This is a genomic window from Coleofasciculus sp. G2-EDA-02 (genome assembly GCF_040226375.1).
Taxonomy (GTDB): Bacteria; Cyanobacteriota; Cyanobacteriia; order Cyanobacteriales; family Coleofasciculaceae; genus Coleofasciculus.
The window spans coordinates 1-20,850 of sequence record NZ_JAVKEW010000130.1 but is presented as its reverse complement, the minus strand read 5'-3'; the positions used below and the strand labels follow the sequence as shown (position 1 = coordinate 20,850).

Annotated in this window: 19 protein-coding genes and 4 pseudogenes; 9 read left to right on the top strand and 14 right to left on the bottom strand. The window is 45.1% G+C overall.

Annotated elements, in window-relative coordinates; all coding sequences use genetic code 11:
• Window positions 1–220: 220 nt before the first annotated feature.
• The 3 genes from RLO19_RS14960 to RLO19_RS14950 all read right to left on the bottom strand — a co-directional run bounded on the left by RLO19_RS14960 (window position 221) and on the right by RLO19_RS14950 (window position 2,083).
• Entirely contained in the window at window positions 221–526 is a 306-nt protein-coding gene (locus RLO19_RS14960; RefSeq protein ID WP_446357576.1) for an acylphosphatase, read from the bottom strand.
• 193 nt (window positions 527–719) lie between these two features.
• On the bottom strand, window positions 720–1,355 hold the full coding sequence (locus RLO19_RS14955; protein WP_446357574.1) for a glycoside hydrolase family 24 protein: 636 nt from the start codon (window positions 1,353–1,355) through the stop codon (window positions 720–722).
• A gap of 68 nt (window positions 1,356–1,423) precedes the next feature.
• The gene (locus tag RLO19_RS14950; protein WP_446357572.1) at window positions 1,424–2,083 is read right to left on the bottom strand and encodes an SDR family oxidoreductase; all 660 of its coding nucleotides are present in this window, start codon (window positions 2,081–2,083) and stop codon (window positions 1,424–1,426) included.
• Window positions 2,084–2,323: 240 nt separating this feature from the next.
• Between RLO19_RS14950 and RLO19_RS14945 the strand changes: the two genes are divergently transcribed.
• Window positions 2,324–3,034 carry a DUF1997 domain-containing protein gene (locus RLO19_RS14945; protein ID WP_446357571.1) on the top strand — a complete coding sequence of 237 codons (711 nt, stop codon included), beginning with the start codon at window positions 2,324–2,326 and terminating at the stop codon, window positions 3,032–3,034.
• A gap of 82 nt (window positions 3,035–3,116) precedes the next feature.
• On the opposite strand, the gene RLO19_RS14940 is transcribed toward RLO19_RS14945, so the two are convergent.
• The 3 genes from RLO19_RS14940 to RLO19_RS14930 form a co-directional block, all read right to left on the bottom strand.
• Window positions 3,117–4,262 (bottom strand): RNA-guided endonuclease InsQ/TnpB family protein, encoded by a 1,146-nt coding sequence (locus RLO19_RS14940; RefSeq protein ID WP_446357569.1) that lies wholly within the window; start codon window positions 4,260–4,262, stop codon window positions 3,117–3,119.
• Window positions 4,204–4,779, bottom strand: coding sequence for an IS607 family transposase (locus tag RLO19_RS14935; RefSeq protein ID WP_446357567.1), 576 nt, complete (start codon window positions 4,777–4,779; stop codon window positions 4,204–4,206). The genes RLO19_RS14940 and RLO19_RS14935 overlap by 59 nt, the downstream gene beginning before the upstream one ends.
• 98 nt (window positions 4,780–4,877) lie before the next feature.
• Window positions 4,878–5,267: a hypothetical protein gene (locus tag RLO19_RS14930; RefSeq protein WP_446357614.1), complete on the bottom strand. Its 390-nt coding sequence runs from the start codon at window positions 5,265–5,267 to the stop codon at window positions 4,878–4,880.
• Window positions 5,268–5,478: 211 nt separating this feature from the next.
• Between RLO19_RS14930 and hslO the strand changes: the two genes are divergently transcribed.
• The 5 genes and pseudogenes from hslO to RLO19_RS14905 all read left to right on the top strand — a co-directional run bounded on the left by hslO (window position 5,479) and on the right by RLO19_RS14905 (window position 9,897).
• The gene (hslO, locus tag RLO19_RS14925) at window positions 5,479–6,393 is read left to right on the top strand and encodes an Hsp33 family molecular chaperone HslO (protein WP_446357566.1); all 915 of its coding nucleotides are present in this window, start codon (window positions 5,479–5,481) and stop codon (window positions 6,391–6,393) included.
• A 271-nt stretch (window positions 6,394–6,664) separates the two neighbouring features.
• Complete coding sequence (locus RLO19_RS14920) at window positions 6,665–8,722, top strand: chromosome segregation ATPase (protein WP_446357564.1); 2,058 nt, start codon at window positions 6,665–6,667, stop codon at window positions 8,720–8,722.
• 89 nt (window positions 8,723–8,811) lie between these two features.
• Window positions 8,812–8,940 (top strand): annotated as a pseudogene (locus RLO19_RS14915) (DUF5674 family protein); the annotation flags it as partial.
• On the top strand, window positions 8,937–9,311 hold the full coding sequence (locus tag RLO19_RS14910) for a hypothetical protein (protein ID WP_446357562.1): 375 nt from the start codon (window positions 8,937–8,939) through the stop codon (window positions 9,309–9,311). The pseudogene RLO19_RS14915 and the gene RLO19_RS14910, both read left to right, overlap by 4 nt.
• A 292-nt stretch (window positions 9,312–9,603) precedes the next feature.
• A complete protein-coding gene (locus RLO19_RS14905; RefSeq protein ID WP_446335745.1) occupies window positions 9,604–9,897 on the top strand; it encodes a UPF0175 family protein in 294 nt (97 codons plus the stop codon).
• Between the two features lie 213 nt (window positions 9,898–10,110).
• Here RLO19_RS14905 and RLO19_RS14900 read toward each other — a convergent pair whose 3' ends face one another.
• The 8 genes and pseudogenes from RLO19_RS14900 to RLO19_RS14865 all read right to left on the bottom strand — a co-directional run bounded on the left by RLO19_RS14900 (window position 10,111) and on the right by RLO19_RS14865 (window position 16,339).
• On the bottom strand, window positions 10,111–10,800 hold the full coding sequence (locus tag RLO19_RS14900) for a Uma2 family endonuclease (RefSeq protein ID WP_446357560.1): 690 nt from the start codon (window positions 10,798–10,800) through the stop codon (window positions 10,111–10,113).
• Between the two features lie 227 nt (window positions 10,801–11,027).
• Window positions 11,028–11,435, bottom strand: a pseudogene (locus RLO19_RS14895) (aldo/keto reductase); the annotation flags it as partial.
• A 109-nt stretch (window positions 11,436–11,544) separates the two neighbouring features.
• Window positions 11,545–11,853 carry a hypothetical protein gene (locus tag RLO19_RS14890; protein WP_446335749.1) on the bottom strand — a complete coding sequence of 103 codons (309 nt, stop codon included), beginning with the start codon at window positions 11,851–11,853 and terminating at the stop codon, window positions 11,545–11,547.
• Window positions 11,854–12,152: 299 nt separating this feature from the next.
• Entirely contained in the window at window positions 12,153–12,407 is a 255-nt protein-coding gene (locus RLO19_RS14885) for a hypothetical protein (RefSeq protein ID WP_446357615.1), read from the bottom strand.
• A 13-nt stretch (window positions 12,408–12,420) separates the two neighbouring features.
• Window positions 12,421–12,501 (bottom strand): annotated as a pseudogene (locus RLO19_RS14880) (RRXRR domain-containing protein); the annotation flags it as partial.
• 177 nt (window positions 12,502–12,678) lie between these two features.
• Window positions 12,679–12,987: pseudogene (locus RLO19_RS14875) on the bottom strand (SDR family oxidoreductase); the annotation flags it as partial.
• A gap of 168 nt (window positions 12,988–13,155) precedes the next feature.
• Entirely contained in the window at window positions 13,156–13,743 is a 588-nt protein-coding gene (locus RLO19_RS14870; RefSeq protein WP_446357558.1) for a Uma2 family endonuclease, read from the bottom strand.
• A 55-nt stretch (window positions 13,744–13,798) separates the two neighbouring features.
• The gene (locus RLO19_RS14865) at window positions 13,799–16,339 is read right to left on the bottom strand and encodes a CHAT domain-containing protein (protein ID WP_446357556.1); all 2,541 of its coding nucleotides are present in this window, start codon (window positions 16,337–16,339) and stop codon (window positions 13,799–13,801) included.
• A gap of 751 nt (window positions 16,340–17,090) precedes the next feature.
• Here RLO19_RS14865 and RLO19_RS14860 point away from each other — a divergent pair.
• The 3 genes from RLO19_RS14860 to RLO19_RS14850 all read left to right on the top strand — a co-directional run bounded on the left by RLO19_RS14860 (window position 17,091) and on the right by RLO19_RS14850 (window position 20,143).
• The gene (locus RLO19_RS14860) at window positions 17,091–18,200 is read left to right on the top strand and encodes an S-(hydroxymethyl)glutathione dehydrogenase/class III alcohol dehydrogenase (protein WP_446357554.1); all 1,110 of its coding nucleotides are present in this window, start codon (window positions 17,091–17,093) and stop codon (window positions 18,198–18,200) included.
• A 486-nt stretch (window positions 18,201–18,686) separates the two neighbouring features.
• Complete coding sequence (locus tag RLO19_RS14855; RefSeq protein ID WP_446357552.1) at window positions 18,687–19,730, top strand: DNA cytosine methyltransferase; 1,044 nt, start codon at window positions 18,687–18,689, stop codon at window positions 19,728–19,730.
• A gap of 155 nt (window positions 19,731–19,885) precedes the next feature.
• Window positions 19,886–20,143 carry a type II toxin-antitoxin system ParD family antitoxin gene (locus RLO19_RS14850; protein ID WP_446338456.1) on the top strand — a complete coding sequence of 86 codons (258 nt, stop codon included), beginning with the start codon at window positions 19,886–19,888 and terminating at the stop codon, window positions 20,141–20,143.
• Window positions 20,144–20,850: the final 707 nt, after the last annotated feature.

The window sequence follows — 20,850 nt, the reverse complement described above, 5'->3', positions numbered from 1 at the left end:
AAGGGGGTAATAAAGGCGGATTTGGTATCACAGGTGTGCGATCGCGAAAATCGCTTTGCGCCAATTTCCACAGTATTGTTAATTAATATACTACAAGTCTTGTGATTGGTGGGTTACGGCGGACACCGAATTAAATGGTGATTTTTTGAATTGAATTACCGCCTAACCCACCCTACCTGGTATTATATTTTATTGCTCAAGGCTCTAACTTATGCTTGTTTTATTGAGCCGGATAGCTGTTTCTATATCCAAAATGATTTAACCCTTCCGGTTCCTCATATTCTACCGCCACATCTTTCACCACAGCAGCAGCAGGACCTTGATGGCACCAATTAATCATTTCCTCAACTCCTGATTTATTCGCTTCAAACACCGCTTCTACTCGACCATCGGGTAAATTTCGCACCCAACCATTTACACCCCATCGACGAGCTTCACTGACTGTTGAAAGACGATAGCCAACGCCTTGAACTTCTCCAGAAATGAAAACGCGGGCGCGGATTTTTTCCTGTGATTGATTCTGCATTTTATATCAAGTTCGATTGAATACTTACTGGAGATAGGGCAGAAGGCTTCAATAAAATAAAAACTATTTAGAAGATTATTATACTCTAAATAAGAGCAGTTTGTTTAGCAGTCTTAGGTTAAATTGACCGGGCTAAACCCGCCCCAGCACTTGACTTATAATTTATAAATCTAACATTATTGTTGACTTTGGTTCAGCTTTGTTGTAGTTCTTCCTGAAGAATCCGCTGATAAATCCCCGGTAAATATCGAGACATTGAATTCGTTTCTATACCATAACCTAAACTCGTCCAAGTTCCTGATAACCGCCGCAAGACTTGATCCACTTGACCTTGGCGCAATTGTTGGGAAATATCCATTCCCCACGCTTGCGGATCACTCAGCCAAGCATAAACGACTGCATCCTGATATTGTGGCTCAAAGCTATAGTTACTCCACCACAACAATTGCCAATGTTGAGGGTGATAGCGTTTGGCTTTGTCATACCAAGTCGTGTTAATAAACTGATACCGTCCGGCGGCGGTGGTACAATTCCCCACATTGGGACCTGCCACAATGGGCACACAGCGATTGGGATGATCACTCAAATCCCAAACATGCTCCCCTCCATACAGTACCGAATAAGGTTGAGAAACATTTGCCTCACTTGCCGAAATTGTTCGCATCAGCGCCCGAATATAAGGATCACCGCCTCGCATGACTAACGGCTGAGTCCCCTTTTCACCTCTGGGATTGTGAAAACTCCATTCCCCTTGTTGATATCCTTCACGCAGTTCTAGGAATAGGATCATTAAAATTAGGATATTAATCCACTGAATTAGACGTTTCATAACCCATGGCTATAAAATTCGATCCCATAGACTGTAGAGACGTTGCATGCAACGTCTCTACAGTTGGATTAGGCGACATTTGCAAATAGTTCTTGCCAAGTGCGATCGCTCCCTTGTGGACGGGCAATCACTTCTACAATCTTATTACGCGCCTCGGCTTGAAATAGCGCCTCGACACAAACCTGTGCCACTTTCGTGCGCGGGATACTCCCATCAAATAGTGTATCCGCTGATGACATGACCACAGGATCAGGAGTATCTTCATTTTTCAGCCCCCCAGGTCGCACAATGGTATAGGTTAAGCCGCTTTTCTGGAGGTACTCCTCAGCCTGCTTTTTCCACACCAAAATCAGCCAAAACAGATTTAGGGGATGTAACAGTTGGGAGACACAAAGTGAGGAAACCATGACAAAATGCTCAATGCCCTTGGCTTTGGCAACATCGACCAGATTCTTCGTCCCTTCATAGTCTACTTGGTAGGGTTCTAGGGGGTTGAAGCTAGGCGTAGCACCTGTCGCACAAAAAACGACAGTGCTATCTCCCACAGCAGCGCTGAGACTCTCAGGCTTCAATACATCCCCAACGACTAACTCGGCTTCAGGGGGTAAAATTTCCTGTCCTTTCTCCAAGTTCCGCACCAAAGCACGGACAGGGATATTGCGTTTGACCAGTTCCTTGACGATTCGGCGTCCTGTTTGACCTGTCGCTCCGGCGACCAATGCTTTCATCTAGAAATTTCCTTCAACAGTGAGAGTTGACGGCAAGATACACAAGTTATGCTGTAAAGAGCCCGTATTTTTTGATTCGATACCTTAACATTCTCTTTTCAATTCTATAAATTATCAATGAAGTTTTACCAGATGTGCAGATTTATACCGTAAATTCGTGAAGATGAAAGAGAGAATGAACAATCGCCAGTGGGCATCCTAGCAATAGGCACCAACCCTAACTGACACCGTGGAGCAATTATGCAGTCCCAATTCCTTAACCAGCAACCCATCGCAATCGAGCCAGTGCATCTAGATACCCAATCCACTTTTACCGAGCCTGAGAGGGACGAGTCCCAATCATGCCAATTAGCGCCTGAGTTGACTCAGTTTTACGGTCACTTCCAAAATGGTGTAGAGATGTATGCCGAACCGGAACAAGTAACGGCTTATCTGGATACTCACCAGGAGTGGTTTCGTCACTGCGCTCAGCCGATGAAGGCTGAACCAATTGGAGCCAATGGTTATGCTTTAACGATAGGGCGCTTTGGGTCATTCGGCTACGAAGTTGAGCCAAAAATTGGACTAGAACTACTCCCGCGCCAGGATGGGATCTATAAAATTCAGACGATCCCTGTTCCCGGTTACAATCCTCCCGGCTATGAGGTTGACTTTCAGGCGACTCAAGGGTTTGTGTCGATTCCAACTCACGAGTATTTTTCTGAGCAACAGCTTGAAGGGATAGAACTTCCCCCCACCATTACCCGTATCGAGTGGGAGCTTGATTTAACTGTCGGTGTGCGGTTTCCCAAGTTTATCCACAAATTACCCCAATCCTTGATCCAGAGTACAGGCGATCGCCTATTGGGGCAAATCGTCCGACAAGTGTCTCGCCGCTTGAGTCACAAGGTACAGGAAGACTTTCACAATCGGATGAATATCGTGATCCCCAAAAAATTAAAGCGACGTTGAGTCGGGAGAAAAACTCAAGCTAGCGGTGGGGATGTCATTTGTTGATTGTTCATGGTTCATTGGTAATTCCGATATATTTTTGCTAACATTTGCTAACAATGCACTCTAAAAGACAAGCTCTTAGAGAGGGGATATCTCCCAAAGCTCGTAGGAAAATCCCGCGAGCGCCGTTGATGTCCCTGTCCATCCGAAATCCATCACCACTAATAATGACTTTTTTTCCACCGAGATTGGGAATGATTTCACCTGTCCAGCTTACGGTTTTACTGGTGTAGGCTTCATTGCAATCAAGTACAACCTTGCCTGTCTCAAACGCCTTTTGCTTCAGAAACATCTCAAAGCGGTAATGTGCCCAAGACAACATTTGCCTAACTGATTTAGATCTGATCTTTCTTGTGGACTTAACCACCATTTGAGACACGTTAAACGTCGGGAGCAAAATGACATCAAAATTATCGACTAAAAATCGAGCAACTTTGTGATGCATCTCGTCAATTAAATGACGAATTCTCAGTCTTAATCGGTCAGCCGCCTTTTTTAGTCTCCGACGCTGTTTGGCTTTAGCTTTAGTTATACGGGAAATTAAATCATCAAGGTAATAACAGAGTCGTTGGATGCGTCCAATATCTCCTGTCCCTATCCAACCAAAGCTATCTTCGGTAAACAGAGTCAGGATTGACCGAACACCGGGATCTATTGCCACGACCCGTCCTTGGTTCTCAGACGTTTGTCGTGGCACGTCATGGGGAACGCAAATGTAGTGTTGACCATGATGGAACACTAATCGGCAATCCCCAATATTGTCGGGCAACTGTTCTGTGTAGCGTATTTTACCCAATATTGTGTGGTATATTCCTAAGTCGGTTACGGCTGATTTAGGAATATAGCAAGACTGAATCCTGTCTTTACGGGAACGAAACTTGACTTTTTGGATTTGTCCCGTTTTTTTGTACTTTTTCTTGGCTTCTCTTAAGGCTGCACAAGCGTCCTTGATAGCTATTGACTTAATTTGATAGGGGACTTCCTTGCACCACTCCGGCAAGGAGTTTAACAACCCTCCCTTTATTGCCTTCCAGTTGGCTTTGGTGTCGGGTTGCTGCAAGTGTTCAACGGTTTTATTAAAAACAAACCTTGAGACTCCCATCCATCTTTTAACCCGGCTTTTCTGCTCAGGGTTTAGGTAGATTCGGATCTTCTTTGATTTTCTTGCCGTATTTTCTGAGTCCATGCATTCGACTAGAGTTGACGTGGACAATGGAGAGTAAATCCTGGGTAAGCTCTGATTGCGGACAATATACAGTCTGGTCGAGAACCACGATGCTTCCACCGTTTTGCTCGACCAGGTACTGTATAAGCTCGAATCCAAATCGACACAATCGGTCTTTGCAGGCAACAATAATTGTGAGCTTATCCCCTTTAAGAAGTCTGTCCAGTAAGGAACGCAATCCTTTCCTTTTAAAGTTGAGTCCTGAACCGATGTCTTTGACGATTTCGGCTTGTGGGTAGAGAGACTGCATATAGGCGACTTGTCGGGCCAGGTCGTCTCGTTGTTTACTACTGGAGACTCGACAATAACAAATAGTGGCATTTCCAGTACTTGCTCCCAGATAGGCTTCGACATCAAAAAGCCTTTGTCCGGCTGGATTGCGTATAGAGGGAATGCTGCCATTATCTGCGTACTTCCTTAGCGTATTTTTGTGTAATCCAAGCCGCTTAACGGCTTCTCTCAAAGGAATATACCCCATGTGAGCAAATATAAGCTAATATGAGCATAAATTATCATATTAGCTATCTGTCGTCAACCCTCCCCCGGCTTCCCCGGCTCCCCCGGCTTCCCCTGCTCCTATCGTCCTTGCTCGGCGGCGATAAATTCCCGTAGTCGCAGCAAATTCAGGGTTTGAGCGAGATTTAACGGCAACAGAGACACACCTTCTAAACGAGACTGTACCCATCCTTCACCCCAGCACCATTCGTGATAGCCATCGATTCCCTGGCTCAATAGCAGTCGCAACCCGTTAGACTCAGCCACCTCCACCTGATGTTGGATGGAAACTGGACCTATCCAACTGGTGAAGGTTAATCCTGGATGGAGTTGTTCCGGTAGTCCGGGGGAAAGGCGCTGAGTCGGCAACCACTGGCGCAGTTTCTGTGAATGCAGCAGACTGTCTCGGATCACATTATGGGGGGCTTCGAGTTCAATGCGGAGGTGACTTTGTTGAAAGGTTCCCAACATAATCTTTGTCCAAAAACGATAGGTCTGTTGCGGTTGAGTGTAAACCTTAACTATAGCAACCTCTGGCATCGGTTAGGACACAGAAGAATTTAGTAGAGAGGTTCCGCCGGAACCTCTCTAGGATAAACGAACACTTGGGGTAGAGACGTAAGGCTTCTCATGGTCTGGCTAAAATAAAAAAGGAGTATGTTAAGAAGTGTAAGGTTTTTCCATGGCTGATCAGTTAATTCGCGCCACAGCAGCAGAAGGAGGTATTCGTGCCGTCGGTGTGATTACCACACGCCTCACAGAAGAAGCTCGCCAGCGCCATCAGCTCTCTTATGTCGCCACGGCTGCCCTAGGGCGCACCATGTCATCCGGCTTATTGTTGGCGTCTAGTATGAAGCGTGAAGGGTCAAGAGTAAATATTCGGGTGAAGGGAAAGGGTCCTTTGGGCGGGATTTTGGTGGATGCAGGATTAGATGGTACGGTTAGAGGATATGTGGATAACCCTGCCATTGAACTACCGCCCAACGAATCTGGCAAACTCGATGTTGGCGGTGCAGTTGGGCATGACGGTTTTCTCTATGTAATCCGGGATGTGGGGTATGGCTATCCCTACTCCAGTACCGTAGAACTGGTTTCGGGAGAAATTGGTGACGACATTGCTCATTACCTGCTCACGTCCGAACAAACCCCATCAGCACTGATGGTGGGTGTATTTGTCGGTGCTGAAGGCGTAACCGCCGCAGGAGGGTTATTAATCCAAATCTTACCCAAAGCGGCTAGAGACGAGTCCTTGGTGGAAATTTTGGAATCTCGCATTGCTAAACTATCCGGATTCACGCCCCTGTTGCAGGAAGGTAAAACGTTACCGGCTATCTTTGAACAGATTTTGGGTGATTTGGGCTTGGTTATTCTGCCAGAAATCCAAATGGTACGTTTTGACTGCGGTTGCTCGTTTGATCGGGTGTTGGGAGCGCTGAAGATGCTAGGTGAAGCCGAACTTCGGGATATGATTGAAAAAGACGAAGGGGCTGAAGCGACTTGCCATTTCTGTGGAGAAGTTTACCAAGCGAGTGGAGATGAACTGGCTCGACTGATTGATGATTTAAGGGCTGAGTCCGTTTCATCGAGATTGGGTTAGGGGAATTGGGAATGGGAAAGGTGAGAGTTGACCACCTCTAGTCTGTCTATATCTGAACCCCAATTTTGATAGTTTTCTCTCAAGGAGGTATGGCATTAGCCATCAAACTTATGACCAATCTTCCTCATCGTAACAGCGGTTGCCCTTGCTCCCATTCCCAATAAAGTCTCAAAAAGAGTATGGATTTTTCTGTCTAACGAGAGTAGGATGGCAAGAACTGAGGGTGCTATAAAACCCACAGCATTAGGCGTAGCGAGTGGTGGAGTGAGTTATGAGTAGAAAACGAGAAGTGCCCGATCATTGGCATGCTACCTGGTCTGCCCAACCCAGTTGGAGTCAAGATTTGCAACACCAGAGGAGTGCTGTCAATCCTCATCAGGTCGGACATTCAGCGTCTTATCGTCAAACCACTCCCCAAAAGGTGGCGACGAAGCCAGCCCCACCCTCTCCTAAACAGCCCAAAGAACCAAGACGACGCTTTACGTTCGGCGGCTGGGCATTTTGGGTGGCGGTGATTATTCTGGTTTCGGGTGGGATAGGATTTTCCGCTGTTGCCCTTTTGCTGAAGCTACCTGCTTTGCCAAATTGTCCGTCGATTTTTTGGCCCACGGCTTCGGCATCAGTGCGTCTCTATTGCGCTCAGCTTGCGGCAAATAAACGCACCACCAAAGATTTGTTAGAAGCGATCGCGCTCATAGACGCTTTACCTAAAGACCACCCCTTGCGCCCGGAAATTAACCGCCATATCGAAGAGTGGTCTGTAGAGATTTTAGCGATTGGAGAAGAAAAGTTTCAAGCCGGTCAGCTAGAGGAAGCGATTGAGATTGCCAACCGGATTCCGAGAGATGTTCCCGCGTTCAAATTGGTCAAAGAACAAATTGAGGCGTGGCAAAGTCTGTGGCAAAAGGCTTCAGGGATTTATGCACAAGCCGAGGAACAACTCAGACAGTCGAATTGGACGTTAGCGTTTCGAGAAGCGGTTAAGCTGACAACGATAGATAATCAGTATTGGGCAGCCGTTAAATACAACCAACTCGTGGATTTGATTCAAATCGGACGAGACGATAGTCAGAAGCTGGATGAAGCCTATCGGTTGAGTAAAACGGGTCGAATCGATGATATTTTAAAGGCGATTGAAGCCGCTGAGAAAATCACGCCCAAGAGTTTTGCCTACAAAGAGGCTCAAGATTTGATTGCTGAGTGTGGGAATAAGTTACTCAAACTGGCGACAAGTCGCTTAGAACAGCGGAATTGGCAAGGGGTGTTAGAGATTGCCAATAAGTTGCCCGCTAGTGTAAAATTACCAGACGTCAAGGCAGATTTGATTGACTTAGCCAACGCCCTATCTAGTGCTGAATCTGGAAGCGTTGGGGATTTAGAAATCGCGATCGCCTCAGTTCAGAAACTGGGTACTGATCGTCCTCTGTATGATAAAGGTCAAGAATTAATTGATCGATGGCAACGGGAAATTGAGGATGTGGCTCGACTGGAACGGGCAAGGGCGTTTGCCAGTTCTGGGCTAATTAGCGATTTACAGATTGCGATCGCAGAAGCTCAACTGATTCCCAACCGCAATCCCCGCTACCAGGAAGCGAGGGCTGAGATTAGCCAATGGACTCGTCGCATTCAAACCATAGAAGATCAGCCCTATCTTGACCGCGCCACCCAACTTGCCAGCTTTGGCGGGGCAGAATCGTTACAAGAAGCAATCCAAGAAGCCCGTCGCATTGCTCCCAATCGCGCTCTTTACTCAGAAGCACAGAGTAAGATTAATGACTGGACGCGCACAGTTCAACGTTTGCAAGACCAACCCTATCTTGATAATGCTCGCACCCTTGCTAATTCCGGCAATCTTCCCGCCGCGATCGCAGCGGCTGAACAAATTAAATCGGGACGGGTACTCTATGGGGAAGCACAAAGCCTAATTAAGGGCTGGAAAACAGAAGTTTTGGGACAACAGCGCTTGCAACAAGCCTATCAAGCTGCCACTCCCGGAACTCCTGAAGCCGTTGCCGAGGCAATTCGCTTAGCCAGACAAGTTCCCAGTTCAGCTAAGGTTAGAGGTGATGCTGTCTCGGCGGTTAATCGCTGGAGTTATCAACTGTTGGCTTTAGCTCAAGATCGAGCCGCTTTTAGTTTAACTGAAGCGATTCGACTGGCTAAAATGATTCCTTCGGGAACCGAAGCCTATAATGCAGCTCAAGTGCAAATTCAAGGGTGGCAAAAGATTTTAGAACCACCCCCTCCCCTTGTCGTGGTTCCTCCGAGTACAGATGCTCCACTTTCACTAGAACCACCCGAACATGAATTGCCTCTGGATGATAATTAAGCGGTTGAGGATTCTAGGCGCAAGAAAGCCTGAAAATATAGTCTTGCCACACCACCACTCTAGAATAATATGTCAGGTATCCGGATAGCAAAACGGTAACCTATGAATCTCTAATTAATATACGTCCGAGACAAAATAACCGTTCAATGGAAATCCTTGATCTAGGGATTCGGGAGCAAGTTGCTAATATTGTTCAGAATTTATTAGGAGGCGTATGAAAGACTGGAAAGCTTTACAAGGGCGGTATTTAAATGATGAAGTACCAACTCGTCTAGGTGGATTAGCGGCTAACTTGGCTCGAATTAAATCTCTGACTAAGAGTGGAGTTAATGGCAATACTGTGGAATATCTGATTAGAGAAAGCAAGTTCTTTATTGAGTGGACAGCTATGGATGCTGGAATGGATCATGCAGCTGAGTTGGTTGAGTTGCAAGTTCAACTCGCTCGGTGGCAATTCCATTGGTCAAAGATTTGGGCAGATGATGCAAAACGCATCAATGTTGCTGAACAAGCAAGGGTTTGGATGGAGCGCGTGTTGGAGATGTCAGGACTTTTGTCGGAACCTGTGGCTAGTCCTCATCAAGGTTGATTTGGTTGTGCGATCGCCTTAGACTTGATTGAAGTGCGATCGCGCTTATCAATGGATAATTAATAATTGATAATTGACAATTGATTAATTGGGTCTAATACCTCTTCGTTTACGAAGAAATTAAAAAAGATTTTCCTTAATTTCAATCCTCTTCTTTTAAGGAGAGGTCATTATCCATTGTTCATTATCCATTGTCAATTTGTGAATTGACGTTGATGTTGGATTTCGGCGCGTCAACCCAACCTACGGCTATCTTGCGATCGCACTTGCCACACCACCACTCTGGAATAATATGTCAACCCAAAAACTCAAGTTGGACATTAAACTGACAGGAAAGTTACCTGAACTTCCAGAAATCCATCGCTTAGAAGCAGAACGACGCGCCAGGGAAGCCTACGTCATGACGCTCCTGAACCATGCTGATATTAGCGCTGGATTAGCAGCTGAACTGCTAGGCATTGATCGCTGGCAACTTTCTGAGTTAATGGATTTATATGATATACCGACCTTTCCTAGCCAAACCAAGGAAGAGTTAGAGCAAGAGATTGCCCAAGTTAGACAGTTTCTGCTCAAACATCAATCATGATAGTTGTCTGTGACACCACACCATTATAACTTTTTCTTTTAAACTCCTATCTTTTCTGTTCATAGATACAGAACAATGCCAAAATTTAGTAGGATAGTCACTTAAATTCATGTTTGATTTGTAATTTAAAGATCAGTTGGTCTATTTTAGTATTAATTGTGCCGATTCAGAGGGATTGCTCCTTGCAGTAGCCTAGGTTAACGCCAAGTTGTTCTACTGCTCTGTTAAATGTTCGACAAACCTTGCATGTTCCTCCGAAGCTAAACCTTCCTGCAACACCGACAACGCCCTCGCCATATTCCCTGCTAACAAATCATCGGCGGCTAACCACAATCCTGGAAACACTCGACTCCGGATCACATTTCCTTCATCCACGGGTAACGATACATACTCACCCTGCTGCAAGTAAAACCAATCAAGTCTCTGCTCAAATACTTGCCAAACAATATACTCTTGTACCCCATTACGACGATACGCCCGTTTCTTATCATGTAAGTCTATCGCCACACTACTAGCTGCAATCTCGGCTACCAATTCCGGCGCACCCTCAATATAATCATCATCGCTGAGTCTCGCCTGTCCCCCGGCATTTTCATCAATCAATAGTACAGCATCGGGTTGAGGTTCGTTGTCCAAATCTAACCGAACAGTAGGTTCAATCCCCAACTCAATACTCGGTGTCGCCACTTGATAATTGCCCAGCCATAGGATTAAATTGGCGTGAGGTTGACTATGACTTCTAAAACGCAGTGCAGCAGGCAAGTAAACGACTCCTTCAATTAGTTCAGCTTTCTGGAGAGAAGGCATCGCGTTGTAACGACGCTCAAATTCATAACGATTTAAGCGATCGCCACTTTCCAAGGATGGGAGCAAAGACTCTTGCTGGAAGGGAGTTTGAACCATAGATTGCTCCTTTTACTCGTTGATGTCTCCATCCCTAAATTCTACTCAAACTTGCACCACTCGCTTACTTTGCGTCTGGGGTTGAAACCCAAAACACCAAAAGCTGGCATTCGTCTGGCATGCGACTGGATCAGTGTTTTAGTCCATTTTAATGGACTTAAGCTATTAGCCCGGAGTTTGAACTCCTCATCGGGTGTTGCGGCTTATTCTTCCTAATTGTTTGTCTGTTATGAATCCCAATCCCACATCACCGGATTATCGTCCAGGTGATCAGTAACAATACGTCCGATCGCGTCAATTTCTTGCAATTCCTCTGGGGATAAGTTTACCTCAGCCGCCTTAGCATTACTAGAGGATTGTCCTTCATGACGCGCCCCCGCGATCGCATTCGTTTGCGGTTGGGCAATTAACCAGGCGAGGGATAATTGGGCAAGACTACAATTATGGCGTTCAGCAATCGGGCGCAGTTTATCTAAAGCTTGCTGCGCTCGTTTATAGTTATCTCCTTGGAAAAGACGATTCTTGGCACGATTATCGCCTTTTGAGAATTGATGATCGGGTTTAAATTTACCCGTGAGCAATCCTTGAGCAAGGGATGAATATGCCAAGATTGATATATTATTCTCAATGCAGTAGTGGCGCTTTTTTAATGTGTCAAGCTTGTATTCCTTTGATGAAAGCATCAAATTATGGTCGCATTGTAAATATGTCCACCAACATGTAACTATTCAACCAGATATTATATCATCCCTTCCCTTCTAAGATTTCTATCAGCCTATCTTCCATGGCATTCCGAGCCGCCACATCTGAACAATGATCAATGAGAGATTTTGCCGCTGATATCGCGGCTTGAGCTGTGGGGAAATCAAAACCGCCAAAGGGATCAATAATTGTCGGTTCAAGCAACTGTTCTGATTCTAGCCAAGTTACTGTCCAACGCCCTGTTTTCCGTTCCCAAATGGGAATAATTAAATATTCATCCCAATGGGTATGGTAACGTTCGGCTTGATCAAAGTTTGCCTTATAAGAGTGGCGTTTATAAACGTTGTCCACTACTTTTCAATCCTCCCTGATTCTTGATCCTTCACTAAATCCTGGTTTAGAGTCCAGGGTTTTTCTTTGAACGGTAATTTCCCCATAGCTTAAGGAAAGGCAATCTCGTCTTTTTGCTTTCGTCGTACTATCAAATTTTTGACATGATTAGTCGATTTTAGCTGATTTGGGCGAGGTTTCCCAAGCCTTTATTTGTTAAACTTTATATAGCTCCCGCTTTTGTGGGCTACCTGCTTTTTTTCAGCTTAAGCGAGATAATTGGAACCTCACCCAAACACAGAGTCGAACCCGTTATTGTATCATACAGGGACACTCAGGGGTTGACCATTATCAGCAGGAGTCAATTGCAGCAGGAAGGGAATTGCTTGTTTGACCCAATCTTGGATAGCCGTATAAGACGCCGCTGCTTCGCCATAGCAAACTTCCAGCATATCAGTATGGATAATACCGGGACTCAGGGGAATCGCTGCCATTCCTTTGGGCAATTCTTGAGCTAGCGATCGCGTCATGCCTTCAACGTGTTCGCTGTCCCTCCCCAGGTTCTGCGTAGCCACCTGGGGAGGGACAGCGGAGCCATCGCCTAGCTCTTGAAGGTTTGGTGGGCATTAGTGGACGCCCATCAGGTGAAATTACAGGGACTCGTTGCATAGGAGATAATCCTTACAAAAAGTTACTTGTTCCTTACCGCCATCTGATAAAAGATGTCCTTTATTAGAGCAACCTAGTCAGAGGTTTTACAGAGGTTTAGTCTAGGAAAACAACTAAACGTGTGTACCATTATCAGACTCATGCGGTAGACAACTTTTACTGAAAACTGACCTTTCCAAGCTCACGGTTCAACGAAGTAACCGTGAGTAGTTGACTTGCCCATTTAGAGGCACAGTAGGATGAGACTTGAGGAGAGGTTGAGCGTCCCCAACCCGAACTCAGATTGACAATTATACCGCTTCCCCTGTCAATCATTGCTGGGATAAAATGGCGAATTACATTGGCGACTCCCTTGATATTGACATCAATCAGACGGGAAAAATCCTCGCTGGGAATCTCCCAAAAAGGCGCCAAGTCATTAATAATTGCCGCATTATTAATCAGCAGATCCGGTGGAGTGAACTCATTGAGGAGGAGTTTTGCCATGGTTACTATTTTCCTTTGATACCTTTCCTATATAGATTAAGGCGATATGGGAAGATGCGATCGCGTACCAGTTTTTCCGGAAGCTGGGGCGTCGTCATCTCTCCTACTGGTAAGGATTTTAAGTTATGTTCGAGCTTTAGTATAGAATTGATCACTAGCAACAATCACCTACAGAATCCCCTTTAAATTCAACACAAATCCCGGTAACACATCTTCTCCTGACAAAGTAGCCGGAGAGTGGAGAATTTCTACATCCTCTCCTGAACGATAAATCTCAACTCGCTTATTTTTACGGTCAATTAACCATCCCAATTTTGCCCCGTTATCCCTATATTCTCTCATTTTTTCTTGTAATTCTTTCAGCGAATCGGTTTCCGAACGCAATTCTACGACAAAATCTGGACAAATCGGGGCAAACTTCTTTCGTTGTGTCGGAGTTAACGCTTCCCATCGTTCCCGGCGTATCCAAGAGACATCAGGGGAACGCTCGGCACCATTGGGAAGTTTGAAGCCAGTGGAGGAATCAAAGGCAATCCCTAAATTATTCTGGCGGCTCCAAGCTTGGAGTTGATAGGCGAGTTCAATATTGCGATTTCCCGTTTCACTACCCGTTGGTGACATGATTAGTAATTCCCCTGATGTTGTCCGCTCAAATCGGTAATCTCGGTTTCTCTGACACAGATCAAAGAACTGATCATCGGTTAAATCGATACTCAATTTTATCCGAGAAGGCAGAGTAATAGTTGCTATATTCATACAGGTATTAGCACAGCATATTTTATCGAATTTTTGAAACCCACCCATGCAGATTTTATGGCGTTTCTCCTAAAAGCGATCGCCAATCTTGAATCGCCTGCTCGGACCAAAGCCAGTTCTGGCTCAGGGCGTCGGGTTGAAAATTTACGGGGTCATCTTGGAGAACTTTTTGCCGCAGTTTCGACGATTCATTTAAAAGATTTGTGCCCTTTTCTGCGGGCTGTTGTTGAGCAGATTTCCAGAATCCTAACGCTAATCCCGCATAAGCCGTTAGCGCTTCTTGCTTTGCCTCGTTTCCCGCCACATCTGCATCGATTTCCTCTTGTTCGATTAAGGTGAGAGCATCTAACCAGGCATTGTTAGCTCGCTCGAAATCTCCTTCTGCGTAGTAAGCAAAGCCAAGGGCATTATGATATTTAGCCGAGTCAGGTTGGGCTTTAACTGCTGTTTCCCAATACCGTCGCACATCGCTGATATTATAGTTTGTATCCCCAGTTTGAAGGGATTGCCAAGCCAGACGTCCTCTCAAAAAACTGATGGTTGGGTTATCCAATTGGGAGGGAGAAACAGCCCCTAGTGCAGCATCAGCTTGAGACAATGCACCTCGATTGAGCAAAGCTTCCACAGCTTCTGTTCCGGCTTCGATCTTCCCTTGACCTAATTGTGCGATCGCTAAAGCTGTAACGCGACTAGTGTCGGCTTTGTCTAAGTTGATCTGATCCGAGCCTGGGGATGGGGGTAGACTCGACACAGGAGAATCAAACGGTGGTAATAAACTATCATCAGGTGGCGGCTGACGGTTCCAAACCAAGGCGAAACTCAAAAGTGCGATCGCGACAGCACCGACGCCTAATCCAATCCCCAGTTTAGGTGCAACCCGCCAGGAACGCCACCCCTTTTGATTCGGTTGCGCTGGCTGGGGTAATGGTGTAACCGTCTGTTGAGATGATGGCGTAGCTGTTTTTGGGGGAGGTGTTGGTACTGGCGCTTCTGAGAAAACCGTGGGTTTTTGAGGCGGCGGGATTAATACGTCCTGATTTGCTTTCCCTGGCGTCGTTGTAGGTGGATGCTTTGCGTCTAAGGGAGGTAACTTAGGTTCCTCGATCTCTGGGTCACTATCGAGTTGTTCGAGTAAACTCTTAATAAAGCTAGACGGATCATCCCCATCATCGTCTGAGGGAGTCTCATCCAAGGAATTTTGGCTCGATGTATACTCATACTCAGCTAGGGGCAATTTATCCTCTAGCAGGAATTCATCCTCATTCTCTAACGTTGTGTTTAACATCGGTTGTGTAAATAGTTCGGCGTCACTTTCGTTAGAGACTAAAGGCATGTCTGGTGGTTCCGGTAACTGTAATCGTTCTTCCCGATTGTGATAGTCATCGTCCACATTAGTGAGGAATCCATCAAATTCGGGATGCAGATAAAGCACGGGCAGCGCCCAATATAATTGGTTGGAACCATAGGCAGAAATTAGCCCCTGTCGCGCCCGACTCAGACTCAGATCGATGGGATAGCCTTGATTGAGATTCCGATAAAGTAGGCGAGTCAGGGTAAGTGCCACTTCATCAGGAATTCGTTCTGCCATTGCCAGGACACCGGGAATACCTCGCTTGACCAAGGCTTCGGCTAAATTGCGCTCTTTGCCATTGTTTAGGGGGTCTGATGTGGCTGTATAGGCGCCACGACAGGAGTTAAACACTGCCAATTGCACCCCGTTATTTGCCAGCAATCCGGCTAAGTCATTGCCGTTCAAGGTTTCCGTTAACCCCGTTTTATTACTGACTAAATAAACATCACCGCCAGAATCCCCCAGACTACTGTGACCCGCATAATGGAAGACTTGATATTGACCTTGTTCTAAGGCTTGGGTGAGTTGTTCTCGTCCCGGTTGTTCGAGAATGGTGAGTTGAATCGCTGGGGGTTCTTGGCGAGAACGGCTTTTGAGTTCTTCTTGTAAGTGTGCGGCTTCCTGTGCCAGTTCTAAACTCTCTTGGTCACTTGGTCCGGCAATTACCATGAGAATTTTCAGGACAGGATTGGGTTGAGGGGGAAGGGAATGAATCGGTCGCATCAACCCGGCGCTAAGTTGATAACGGGAGAAGGCGACATCTGTCCCCGTTGCCAAAGGGCGATCGCCGGCATGGAGAACTTCCCAGGGTAAGCGGGGTAAGCGATTCCCTTTGAGTCCCAGGCGCAGTCGCAATACGGTGCGTTGATTTTGCGCGATCGCTTGTGCCATCATCCAGCTATCACGCAAGCTCCCTTGAAATAAAGCATTATAAAGTTCCTGACCCAGCGCCACCAGGTTTTTACAGGATTGACGCACTTGCTGATCTGAGTTAGGCAAAAAAAACAGCTCATCCATACCGCCAGCCCCCCCTTGTAACAAGCCGAGGAGGGGATCATTCATCAGTTGTTTAGCTTGCGCTAACCACTCATCCATGGGCCAACGGACTTGTTCTTCTGCCAAAGGCACCCCTGGTGCGACTCGTTCAATCCGCACTAGATGCTGCTGCTCGTCCCCCAAGGGGGTCACAGAGAGATGGAATTCCTGTGCCACTGCTATTGCCTGGTCAAGTTTGCTGAATGTCAAGGGTTTTTACTGGGTTTTCAAGGTTTATCGCATTCATAGTGTCTTTAAATATAGATTGATTTAATTCTGTGAAAGTTTCCATAGAGAGTTTAGGCACATAGGGGCGAGTCACGGGTATTCAATGAGACATTTTGACCTGATGGAGGAGGGACAAGAGGTTAATCATGGTTGAAAACGCTGGAATTTTTCGGTTCTGGATGTTACTGAACTCCAATTGAGGAAAGGCTTGGCGAATTTTTCCGGATGAACCCCGCCTATTCCAGAAGAGTGAAATGGTAGATGCACCCTGATTGACGTTCCCTGGCTCACTGATTTGGGCTAGGGATTTTTTTTAGCCATAGTGGTTAAGGAAAATCTAGGATTTTTCCGTTACATCGGTACATCAGGATGAAAGGGTTTTTAAGGGATGTAGGGGTGGGTTTCACGATTATCGTTTTTTTCCGCCCCGATTTGACTCAACCTGCCCCTAAGGTAGTTTTTCAGTTTTGATTGTACAGACTGGCTCCCTTGCGGTGGGGTTAAGTCTCTTTTATCTTAACAATGGTTGCACGATAGGGAGATATCAGAAAATTACTCTGAAAAAGGGAGAAGTGATATCAAGTTGCAGTCAAAGAGGTAATCTGTCAGGGTTCGCGAAACCCTTCACTTGGGAAAAAGGACAGGCTCCGTGCAGCTCGCGCATCTGTCCAGATTCTGAGGCTAGGGATACACTAAACGATAGTGCATTAAGACCACAAGCAGGAGGGGAGAAGTGGACGTTAAAGCAGCTGTCGCCTACGAAGCAGGTAAACCGTTAACGATTGAAACGGTTCAGCTAGAGGAACCCAAAGCTGGGGAGGTACTGGTCGAAATTAAAGCCACAGGTATTTGTCATACCGATGCCTATACCCTCTCTGGCAAAGACCCAGAAGGACTATTCCCGGCTATCTTAGGACATGAAGGTGCAGGTGTAGTCGTGGAGGTGGGAGAGGGGGTAAACAGCGTTAAACCCGGTGATCATGTCATTCCTCTCTACACACCTGAATGCCGGAACTGTGAGTATTGCTTAAGTTTGAAAACCAATCTCTGTCAGGCGATTCGGGCAACTCAAGGACGAGGAGTCATGCCCGATGGCACAAGTCGGTTTTCCAGTAATGGCAAAATGCTACATCACTACATGGGAACTTCTACTTTTGCAAACTATACCGTATTACCAGAAATTGCCGTGGCGAAAATTCGAGAAGATGCGCCCTTTGAGAAGGTTTGTTATATCGGCTGCGGCGTAACTACGGGGATTGGTGCGGTGATTAATACTGCCAAAGTTGAACCCGGTTCCAGAGTTGTAGTATTTGGACTGGGTGGGATTGGCTTAAATGTGATCCAAGGGGCGCGAATGGTGGGCGCAAGTCAAATTGTGGGCGTTGATATTAATCCAGATAAACGGGAATTGGCAGAAAAGTTTGGTATGACGGATTTTGTTAATCCCCGTGAAGTTGAAGGGGATTTAGTTCCGTATTTGGTGGAGTTAACCAAAGGGGGCGCTGATTATAGTTTTGAGTGCATTGGGAATGTCAATGTGATGCGCCAAGCTTTGGAATGTTGCCATAAAGGATGGGGCGTGAGTGTGATTATTGGCGTGGCTGGTGCAGGAGAAGAAATTAGTACGCGCCCGTTTCAATTAGTAACCGGACGAGTTTGGAAAGGAACCGCGTTTGGTGGGGCAAGGGGACGTACTGATGTTCCTAAAATTGTGGATTGGTATATGGAAGGTAAGATTAATATTGATGATTTAATTACTCATGTCATGCCCTTGGAGAAAATAAATGAGGGGTTTGATTTAATGCACAAAGGGGAATCGATTCGCAGTGTGGTGACATTTTAAGGCAACCGGGTGGTAGGGGCGGGTTTTACCCCTAACGTTTTGGAAACAACCTCTAAGTTGACTAAACCCGCCCCTTTCTTTAGCCACAGGGGAGCAAACCTAATAATGTAAAATGCCCCATTGTAGAAGTCATTGGAACATGGGAATAACAGCTCTAAGATTATCGTACTAGAATTAAGCGTAATCAGGGAGCGCGATCGCAATTGTCTGTTAATTGGGCATTGCGCGATCGCTAATTTTTTTTAGAGTGAATATTGTTGTGATTTTATAGTTGGTTAAATATAGAATACACGACAATAATAAAGGGCGCACTGATGTGCGCCCCTACCGTCGAACATGGAAAGATCGCATCCACTGAAACGGTAAGTGCGATCGGGATGCAGCCTTGCATAGTTAACTCGATAATTGTGTTGGCTTCCTCTTGGATCTGCGTGAAGGTGCGACTATGTTTTATAATAAGAGAATTAAATTTGTTGAATAACAGGAATGGGAAAAATTAAATTTATTGATTTATTTGCTGGAATTGGGGGATTTAGAATTGCCTTTGAAAAAACGGGCTATAAATGCGTATATTCTTGTGAAATTGATCCCAAATGTCAGGAAGTATATTTTAATAATTTTTCAGATATACCCGCAGGTGACATTACAAAAATAGACATTAATAGTATTCCTAATTTTGATGTTTTAACGGCGGGTTTTCCTTGTCAGCCTTTTAGTATATGTGGTAAAAGAAAAGGTTTTCATGATACACGAGGTACATTATTTTTTCGCATTTGTGAAATAATTGCAGCAAAAAAACCTCCAGTTATTCTCTTGGAAAATGTAAAACATTTAATGCATCAAGATAAAGGTAGAACACTAAAGGTGATTTTGTATTCCTTAGAAGATTTGGGATATAAAGTCAATTATAGCCTGCTGAATTCTAAAAATTTTGGAGTTTCTCAAAACCGGGAAAGAATAATTATTGTTGCTACCAAGAACAAACAATTTAATTTTAATAAATTGAAAACAATAAACTCTAGAGCAAAATTAAAAAGTTTTCTATCCGATTCTGAAAACTTTGAATATTTAGATCCAGACAGCTATACCTTAATAGATCAACCCAAACAACAGCAATCGGGATTAATTTTTGTAGGATATCGGAATAATAAGAGTATTTGGAAAAAAGGAGTTAGACCCAATACTCATCATTTATCTAGGGTTCACCATCAACCCAATAGAATTTATTCAGTAGAAGGCATACATCCTACAATACCTTCTCAAGAGACATCGGGGCGATTCTTTATTTATCTTCCTGAAGAAAATGCCGTTCGCAAATTGACGATTAAAGAATGTTATAGAATTATGGGATTTCCAGAGAATTTTAAACTCCACGGAAATTTAGGAGAATGTTACAAGCAGGTGGGAAACTCAGTTTGCATTCCAATGGTTTCTGAAATTGCTTATCAATTAAAAGAACAAATATTTTTTGGGAGTCAGGAAGAAGAAAAGGATAATAATTTTATAGGGGATCAGAAAATAGGCGACTGATATCATGGACACACGAGAAAGGGCGCAAGCCTTGCGCCCCTACCGTCGAACAGGGAAAGATCGCATACACTGAAAGTAAGCGCGATCGCACTTCGGGAAAGTATAGATGCGATCGCGTTACAATAGCAGCAGGTTAATCTGAGGCTGATTTTAGTATGCCCATTACATTGCCACCGGAACTGGAACAGTTTATCAACAATCAGGTTGCTAGCGGCAAGTATGCCTCTACTGATGAAGTATTCTTGGCTGGTATTAAGCTGCTACAGGAACGAGAAAATCTTTATCAAGGACGATTTGAAGAATTACGCCGCGAGATTATGGTTGGAGTTGAAGAGGCTGAACGAGGCGAATTGTTAGACGCAGAAACCGTTATAATTGGGCTGCAAGAGAAATTGCAACAGCGTCGCGCTTAGGCTAATTGATGAGCAATGTTTGCCGAATTACACCGACAGCATGCTGTCCCATTGGGTTCTATCTATAGCCAGAATAACACGACTTCCGAGAGGAACTTGAGTTATTAATATATATTTAAGTATCGGGAACCAAATTAATGGTAGACTAAGATTGGGAAGAACTAAAAACCTTTGTAGATGTTTTCTCCTACTTTGATAGAGGATGGGTACAGGAAAGAGCGCGGCTAATCTCTCAATCTTGACTTCTTTGTGTACTTGAAGCAGCCACAGTAAAATTTCCAGGGTGAGGAGTTGAGACTCACTTAGATAATTCTTAAGACAACTGTGATAGAATTGTGGTAGCATTATTGATTGAGCGGTTGACTTGCATAAAATAGATCGCTCTTTTTTTACCACAAAACGAACCCATTTAGGGAACTGCGGAAAAAACAGTACCAGTGAGGAAAGCTGAATTCATGTAATACAGCCAAGCTTGGTTAGTGCATTATTAAGCTGCAAGTCCCTTGTTTTTAATTTTTGGAAAAAGTCAACCATTTCTTGTCTATTGCTTTTAATGGGAGCAATATGTTCCTTCTTACTGAAGTTCAAAGAGCCGAAAAATTGAAACGGCAAACGCCGTGCGACTTTCCGCGATCGCACGCCGATCCCAAAACCCTGTGACCCTTGCTGGGTGCTGCTTTGGGGGAACATTTAAGGATTAAAGATAA